The organism is Sphaerospermopsis sp. FACHB-1094 (assembly GCF_014696195.1).
Taxonomy (GTDB): Bacteria; Cyanobacteriota; Cyanobacteriia; order Cyanobacteriales; family Nostocaceae; genus Sphaerospermopsis; species Sphaerospermopsis kisseleviana.
The window spans coordinates 1-6,865 of the sequence record NZ_JACJPT010000177.1; the positions used below are offsets into that span (position 1 = coordinate 1).

Here is a 6,865-nt window from a genome sequence, read left to right on the forward strand (position 1 = left end):
ACCAGTCCCCAGTCACCAGTCCCCAGTCCCCAGTCACCAGTCACCAGTCACCAGTCACCAGTCACCAGTCACCAGTCCCCAGTCCCCAGTCACCAGTCACCAGTCACCAGTCACCAGTCCCCAGTCACCAGTCACCAGTCACCAGTCACCAGTCACCAGTCCCCAGTCCCCAGTCCCCAGTCACCAGTCCCCAGTCCCCAGTCACCAGTCCCCAGTCACCAGTCACCAGTCACCAGTCACCAGTCAATTATCACTACGAGCGTAGTCATCTTGGTAGCGAATAATATCATCTTCTCCTAAATATTCGCCGTTTTGAACTTCTATCAAAACCAAGGGAATAACACCCGGATTTTCTAAACGATGAACTGTACATTGTGGTACGTAGGTTGATTGATTGTTACTGAGTAAAATTTCACTCTCACCACACACGACTTTAGCAGTACCGGAAACAACTATCCAGTGTTCACTGCGGTGATGGTGCATTTGCAAACTGAGGCGATGTCCTGGTTTAACTTCGATACGTTTAATTTTATAACCTTTACCTTCTTCTAAAACTGTAAACGAACCCCAAGGACGCATTTCACTGGCTGCTATTCCTTTTGTGCTAATGCTTGCACTTAAAGATAGTGTATTATTTGTGACTTTTTCAGTAAGTTGAGCCATAATGACCTCGTTGTACAATGTACAAAATTTTAAGATTCTTAATATTTAGTGAAAAAATTTAATGAACTTTTTAAGAAATAAAATTAATCCATTAATTTCACTGTTATTACCATAGCAAAGATAACTCCGATCAAGTACTCCTTAATTATTCAAAATCAGCTTTCTACATTAATTCTTCATGAATGAAATATTAACTTATTCTCAACTTTAAATAGGGCTTGCTGAAAAAGTTATTTGTGAGGGGACGGGAGTATGGCTAATGTCACCACTATCAAGGAGTCAGGAGTTTAAGGAGTATGGCTACGCCACGCTTACTTCGACTAGGCTCAGTACAAGTCGCGAACAAGGAGTTTTTTTGATTGGGAAATTGTGCAAACACCTGTCCTGAGCCTGTCCTGAGCCTGTCCTGAGCCTGTCCTGAGCGAAGTCGAAGGGCGAAGTCGAAGGGCGAAGTCGAAGGGCGGTGTCGAAGGGCTAACAAAGTGCAAGCTTTCTGAGGCTCACAGTACCTAAAACCTTGCACAATTTCAATTTTAATCATCCTCAATTCCTTGTTTTATCTAGGTTTTACATTTATTCAGCAAGCCCTAAATATGAACAAGTTTATTATCCTGCGACAATATGTAAATGCAAAACTTAATAATATCTATTCAGAAATATTATTGAAAATTTTGCATTTTTTACGTGGGATTGACCGTTTACCTATGGTTAATAAAGATACCTATACCGTTATGAACACGGGCGGCTGTATTTGGTGAACGGTCGAGTAATTGCCCTCCCAAGTATAAACTTGTGGAACTGCCGCCGTCGAGGTTGAGGGCGTTAACACATCCCATGACCTGCATTAGTTGGGCGTGTTCTGCTAAGGTGGGTCCTAATCCTCCGGCGCGGTTGTGGACTGCTGCTATGATTAAATTACCTGTACTGGTGGTACAAATGGCACTGCGGGCGGCTCTTTCGATGATAAAGGCGTTGCTAAATTTCTCACTTTGAGCATCGAGGACTATTTGGCGGTTTTGGATTAAAAGCGGACCTGCGCCGATAATGTGGGGGTAACGGTTAAAGTTAGCAGAGTTAGTGGAACTGGTAATGTTAACTTTTGTGCCAATAGATAATTTTGCGGCGTTGCTGGTAGCAGTACCCCGTAAAGTGAGGAGGTAGCCGTCTTTGGGGATGGGAACAGGGGTGACACCTGCTTTACCTCCTGGTGTTTGGTTGGTGATTTGGTTATTTTGAACTGTGAGGATAATTTCGTTATTTAGTAGGGGTGTGTAAGTTTGTCCCCAGGTGGGTGTATAACGAGCGATGCCGTTTTGTACGTAGGCACTGTTTAGGAAGAGTATGGGTAGGGTTTGGTTATTACTGGTGTTTAAAGTTTCGTTTAAAGTGAGACGACCAAAATAAAATTCTCCGTTGTTATTCCAGGCGATCGCACCTCTATTAAGTATGGGTCCTGATAACCATTGATTGTCTCTTTTAACTGCCCCTAGTGGTAATTTATTATTGCGGTTAAAATAACCACCATTAATTCCTGCTACTGCTAAATCCCGTTGTGCTGTTTGGATTAAGGGTGCTATACCTGTTTGACTGTCCAGACTAGAAGATATTGGTTTTAAAGTTAACCCAGCTTGACGCGGGTTAATTTCTAGCCAAACGACGGGAAACCTATCCTGACCTACATTTATAAATCTTTGTTGCCAGCGTAATCCCTGATTCCAGGTAATATCCTTTGTTACTAAAGCATCTGGGATAATGTCAACGAGTAAACGATTAGGGTTAGCTAGGGTAGTAATGCGGGGAGATGAACCAAAGGGAATACTGAGAGTAATCCTAGTTTGATTATTAGTTTGATTATTAGTTTGATTATTTACTGTTTCTACTTTTTGGATCAGTGCGTCCGGGTCTGGTGTGGTTGGTAGTTGTTTTGTTTGGTCTGGTGGTGTGGTTGGGGGTTGGGGTGGATAACGTTGAATTAAGCTATTATCAGCCGTACTATCTAGGGTGATGATCCATTCTCGGTTGGGTGGTGCTGGAGGTGTAGAACTGAGATTTTTGGGATCTGCTGATTTTCTAATGATTTGACCTGGTGCAGCTTTCCAAGGTGTGGGACGATCTAAATCAAAGACTAGGCGATCGCCTGTAGGTCTTTTCCCCTGACGAATATTATTGATTTTCGCCGGAGGGGTAGAAATTACTAGCTGATTTCCGTTAACTTGGATTTGCCAGCCGTTGGTTTGGGCAAAATTAGAAATATCTAAATAACGATATCCAGGAGAAAATTTAGCTTTGAGGGTGGAAGATGATGCAGAAAACCACTCTATTGGTTGCAATTCAGGATTCGTGGTATTTAATAAATCTATTCCTATTAATTGCCTGAGTGCAGCATCACTAACATAAGTGCTTACAGTTCCCGACGTTCCTGGTTGTTGTATCCAAGCACCTGGTAAATTTTTACCATTGAGAAAAATTTGATTACCTGATAATGGTGTTGGTAGTTGAGAAATCATCAGGGGGAGAGATTGAGAACGGATGGGAGATAGTTGAGCGTTAGTAGTATCAGCAATAAGTAAACTAAGTGCTGTTACTAGCATTGAAGACACAGAGTAGAGGAAAAATCGCAGTTTGTTCATTTCGATCATGAGCATTTTTACTATTCGTCAGTTTTGGGGGAATAGGGAATAGGGAACAGGGAGTAGCAAGAATTGAGTTTTTACCCAGTCACCAGTCACCAGTCACCAGTCACCAGTCACCAGTCCCCAGTCACCAGTCACCAGTCCCCAGTCACCAGTCACCAGTCCCCAGTCCCCAGTCACCAGTCCCCAGTCACCAGTCACCAGTCCCCAGTCACCTGTTCCCTGTTCCCTGTTCCCTTTAATTATGAAAGATAAAATATTAAATTGGGTAAATACAATATTAGTCGCTGATTTTTTCCTAGTAATTTTAGGATTTGGTTGGTTTGCTGTCGCTGTTGTTGGCGATGCTTCAGGCATCAACTTAGGTTTAGATTTATGGCATAAACTTTGGCAACCCTTATTTAACCCAGCTATTGGTCTTTTAATGGGAGGGGCGTTAATTAGTGGTATTAGCGGTTGGGTTGCTAAGAAATTTGGGAAAAATTAGTTAGGATAAAAACTGCTCTATTTCTTATAATAACATCTGACTGTTTTTCCAAGGATTAATTTTACCTTCACGAGAAACTTTTGCAATAAATGGAGCAGGATGCTTGAGAACAAACTTTTCCATTTTGTCAATTGCTTTAATAAAAATTTCTGCCATTTCTTCGCCTTTTAAACCTTGGGAAGTCAAAATAAACATTTTTATTTGAGCGCGAGCAACAGCAATTCTTTCTAACTTGTTTCTACTGATTCTATCATCTTTAGTTAAAACAACCCAACCTTTTTTACCTATCTCTGGTAGCCAGTCTACATCTTGAGTTCCTTGACCAAAATGTTCGTCGTGAATTTCTACTAAAATAACCCAAGTTGCGAAGTTTTTCGGTTACAGTTCCTGTACCTAAACATCTATCAATAAAAAAGGTAATTGACTTAGGTGTGGTCATGCAACAACAGGTAATTCACAGCGAATAGCTTCTTCAATTTTCAGGCGATCGCACTTATAATCAAAAGCAAGATCCTCAATTGATTCACCAGCCTTTAATCGTTCAGCTAAAACCGTAGTAGGTATTCCTGTGTCAGCAATTACAAGACGACCAAAAGCAATTCTGGGATCAATTACAACAATGCGTGGGTTATCTTGTTCTTGAGAACAAGTAAATGGAAAAAGTTTAATAGCAAGTCCATTCTTGTCAAACTCAATGCGCTGAAAATGAGTATTAAAAGTATTTTTCAAGTCTGTTCGCCAGTATTCTGAGGCATTATTAATCAGAGAACTATATTTTTCTATGAATAAGTCAACTCCTTGAGATTGGAATTTTTTATGAGCTAACGGGTGTGATAATTGAAACTGATCCTCAATTTCATCAAGAGCAATTCTTACCTTATCGCGTTGCATTTGGTGGTGTTTACGAATAGCTCTAAGAACATGAATTTCAACGAGGTTGATAAATGAAAGGAGTTTTGGTTTAATATCTTGAGTTAAAATTAGTGGTTTGGAGAATTGAGAACCATTTGATATTGTTGCTATCCAAGATCGAATAGTACCTGCTGGTATACGTAGGTATTTAGCAGCATCGCTAATAGAATAGGCAGGAATATCTCTAGGATCAACTTCTCCATAAAGGTTGTTCATAAATTTACCTACCAGAGATGTTTTTGTTTATTGTTTATATCATGTTTGAGATATTGATTATATCTGTTGGGGCTGGAAATGGGGAATAGGGAATAGAAGGAAGTTTCCCAATTACCCATTACCCATTACTCATCACCCATCACCAATTATTTCAAAATTTGCATCAATGCTGATTGCAAATTTGGATACTGATAATTAAAACCTGACGCTTGAGTGCGTTGAGGTAAAACCTTTTGCCCCTCTAAAACTACAATTGCCCCATCTCCCAATAATGCGTCCAAAGCAAAACCAGGAACAGGCAACCAAGAAGGGCGATTCATCACCTGTCCCATTGTATTACTTAACTCGCTCATCCGCACAGGATTGGGAGCAGTGGCATTGTATACACCTTGCATTTTGGGCTGGGTTAAAGCTTGGATAATTAAGTTCACAATATCGTCTATGTGAATCCACGAAAACCACTGACGACCGCTACCAATGGGACCACCTGCAAAAAGTTTGAAGGGAGTAATCATTTTACCCAAAGCGCCGCCATGACCTAAAACAATGCCAAAGCGCAAAATTACCAAGCGCACACCGGCATTTGTTGCCTTCTGCGCTTCCGCTTCCCATTCTTGACAAACTTGAGCTAAAAAATCTTGACCTGAAGGGCTATTTTCTTCAAAAGTAGCTGTTTCGCTAGTTCCATAATAACCAATAGCTGAAGCGTTTACCAATACCGATGGTTTAGGGTTAGCCGTAGCTATAGCTTCCACAACTTTTTGTGTACCGAGTTTGCGGCTGTTGAGAATAGCTTGCTTACGTTCTGGTGTCCAACGTTCCTCAGCGATGGGTTCTCCCGCCAAATTTACCACACCATCACAACCAGCAACAGCATCTTGCCAAGCGCCCGATACACCTGGTGTATAAGCCCTAATTTCTACATTTGGGAAAGCCTGAGAGGGAAAAACCTTGTGGGCAGAATTGGTATTTCGACTTAACACCAATACTCTATTACCTTCTTCTTGCAGCCGTTTAACTAGACGACTACCGACAAAACCAGTTGCTCCCGTGATCGCTACTTTCATTGTTAACCTAAACTCAAGCACATTGTACAGTCTTCACTGTTAACTTAATTTAACAATTTTTCAGCCTGTACTGTCTTGTTGTTAAGTTAATTTCTTTGCTGTCACCTGTATTTTGCAAATTATACCAGGTGAAAAAATGATGGCGACAGACGAAAAGCTTATCTAGCAAGCCTTAAACAATCTAAAATCCAAAATCCAAAATCCAAAATCCAAAATCCAAAATCGTATTAACTAGCGTGTTCCCAGTCACTAAGTAATTCACGTTGCTGCTTTTTGGTGTTGTTTTTACGGACTGGCACTTTAGGAACGCCAATATCAACACGAATAAAAGACTGTTTTTCCTTTTTAGCAGATTTGTTTTCTAGTGCGTTTGTCATTGTTCGATACCTTGGATAAAAACTTCAGTCCTAATTTATAACATCACTTTTTTTTAGACACATTCCGGAAGAAAGATTTTATTTTTTGGCAAAATTGTTTAATGATAATAAACATGAGAAACGGTGGGTTTAATTACAGAAAAACCTGGTCTTATAGGGTTTTTATCTCCCACTATAACTTGAAAATTTATTTAGCTATAAAGCTTACTAATTCTAGCTTACAGTCTACAATTACCAGGGCGTAAATGCCAAAATATCTCATTATTTGATTTTGGGTTTGATGGTGAAGATAACCTTTGCCTATTCAGCTACGACTCTACAGGCTGATGAGAATTTATTGTAACTTTAAATGGGGGTTGCTGAGAAAGTCTTTCCGTGAGGGCATAGGAGTCAGGAGTCAGGAGTCAGGAGTCAGGAGTCAGGAGTCAGGAGTCAGGAGTCAGGAGTCAGGAGTCAGGAGTCAGGAGTCAGGAGTCAGGAGGAGATTTGAAAATTTCTTTGCCATCTCTT

8 protein-coding genes and 1 pseudogene are annotated in these 6,865 nt (G+C 40.6%); 3 read left to right on the forward strand and 6 right to left on the reverse strand.

The window, feature by feature from the left end; all coding sequences use genetic code 11:
• Positions 1-265: pseudogene (locus H6F47_RS26205) on the forward strand (Na+-transporting NADH:ubiquinone oxidoreductase, subunit NqrB); the annotation flags it as partial.
• On the opposite strand, the gene H6F47_RS26210 reads toward H6F47_RS26205, so the two are convergent.
• Positions 244-663: a cupin domain-containing protein gene (locus tag H6F47_RS26210; RefSeq protein WP_137669187.1), complete on the reverse strand. Its 420-nt coding sequence runs from the start codon at positions 661-663 to the stop codon at positions 244-246. The pseudogene H6F47_RS26205 and the gene H6F47_RS26210 sit on opposite strands and share 22 nt — an antisense overlap.
• A 698-nt stretch (positions 664-1,361) precedes the next feature.
• The gene (locus tag H6F47_RS26215) at positions 1,362-3,308 is read right to left on the reverse strand and encodes a phosphodiester glycosidase family protein (RefSeq protein WP_190651676.1); all 1,947 of its coding nucleotides are present in this window, start codon (positions 3,306-3,308) and stop codon (positions 1,362-1,364) included.
• A 57-nt stretch (positions 3,309-3,365) separates the two neighbouring features.
• Here H6F47_RS26215 and H6F47_RS26220 point away from each other — a divergent pair, with 57 nt between their 5' ends.
• The gene (locus H6F47_RS26220; protein WP_190651678.1) at positions 3,366-3,551 is read left to right on the forward strand and encodes a hypothetical protein; all 186 of its coding nucleotides are present in this window, start codon (positions 3,366-3,368) and stop codon (positions 3,549-3,551) included.
• Entirely contained in the window at positions 3,541-3,783 is a 243-nt protein-coding gene (locus H6F47_RS26225; protein ID WP_190651679.1) for a hypothetical protein, read from the forward strand. Before H6F47_RS26220 ends, H6F47_RS26225 begins: the two co-directional genes overlap by 11 nt.
• Positions 3,784-3,807: 24 nt before the next feature.
• Here H6F47_RS26225 and H6F47_RS28265 read toward each other — a convergent pair whose 3' ends face one another.
• The 4 genes from H6F47_RS28265 to H6F47_RS26245 form a co-directional block, all read right to left on the reverse strand.
• Positions 3,808-3,978 carry a hypothetical protein gene (locus H6F47_RS28265; RefSeq protein ID WP_242027502.1) on the reverse strand — a complete coding sequence of 57 codons (171 nt, stop codon included), beginning with the start codon at positions 3,976-3,978 and terminating at the stop codon, positions 3,808-3,810.
• Positions 3,979-4,218: 240 nt separating this feature from the next.
• Complete coding sequence (locus H6F47_RS26235; protein WP_190651681.1) at positions 4,219-4,911, reverse strand: DUF433 domain-containing protein; 693 nt, start codon at positions 4,909-4,911, stop codon at positions 4,219-4,221.
• Positions 4,912-5,057: 146 nt separating this feature from the next.
• On the reverse strand, positions 5,058-5,978 hold the full coding sequence (locus H6F47_RS26240) for a TIGR01777 family oxidoreductase (protein ID WP_096567015.1): 921 nt from the start codon (positions 5,976-5,978) through the stop codon (positions 5,058-5,060).
• 227 nt (positions 5,979-6,205) lie between these two features.
• On the reverse strand, positions 6,206-6,355 hold the full coding sequence (locus H6F47_RS26245; RefSeq protein ID WP_190651683.1) for a hypothetical protein: 150 nt from the start codon (positions 6,353-6,355) through the stop codon (positions 6,206-6,208).
• Positions 6,356-6,865 lie beyond the last annotated feature (510 nt).

Excerpts from the sequence above, each read along its gene's own strand:
- H6F47_RS26210 (WP_137669187.1), bottom strand. The coding sequence starts at position 663 with ATGGCTCAACTTACTGAAAAAGTCACAAATAATACACTATCTTTAAGT.
- H6F47_RS26215 (WP_190651676.1), bottom strand. The coding sequence starts at position 3,308 with ATGCTCATGATCGAAATGAACAAACTGCGATTTTTCCTCTACTCTGTG.
- H6F47_RS26225 (WP_190651679.1), top strand. The coding sequence starts at position 3,541 with ATGAAAGATAAAATATTAAATTGGGTAAATACAATATTAGTCGCTGAT.
- H6F47_RS28265 (WP_242027502.1), bottom strand. The coding sequence starts at position 3,978 with ATGTTTATTTTGACTTCCCAAGGTTTAAAAGGCGAAGAAATGGCAGAA.
- H6F47_RS26235 (WP_190651681.1), bottom strand. The coding sequence starts at position 4,911 with ATGAACAACCTTTATGGAGAAGTTGATCCTAGAGATATTCCTGCCTAT.
- H6F47_RS26240 (WP_096567015.1), bottom strand. The coding sequence starts at position 5,978 with ATGAAAGTAGCGATCACGGGAGCAACTGGTTTTGTCGGTAGTCGTCTA.
- H6F47_RS26245 (WP_190651683.1), bottom strand. The coding sequence starts at position 6,355 with ATGACAAACGCACTAGAAAACAAATCTGCTAAAAAGGAAAAACAGTCT.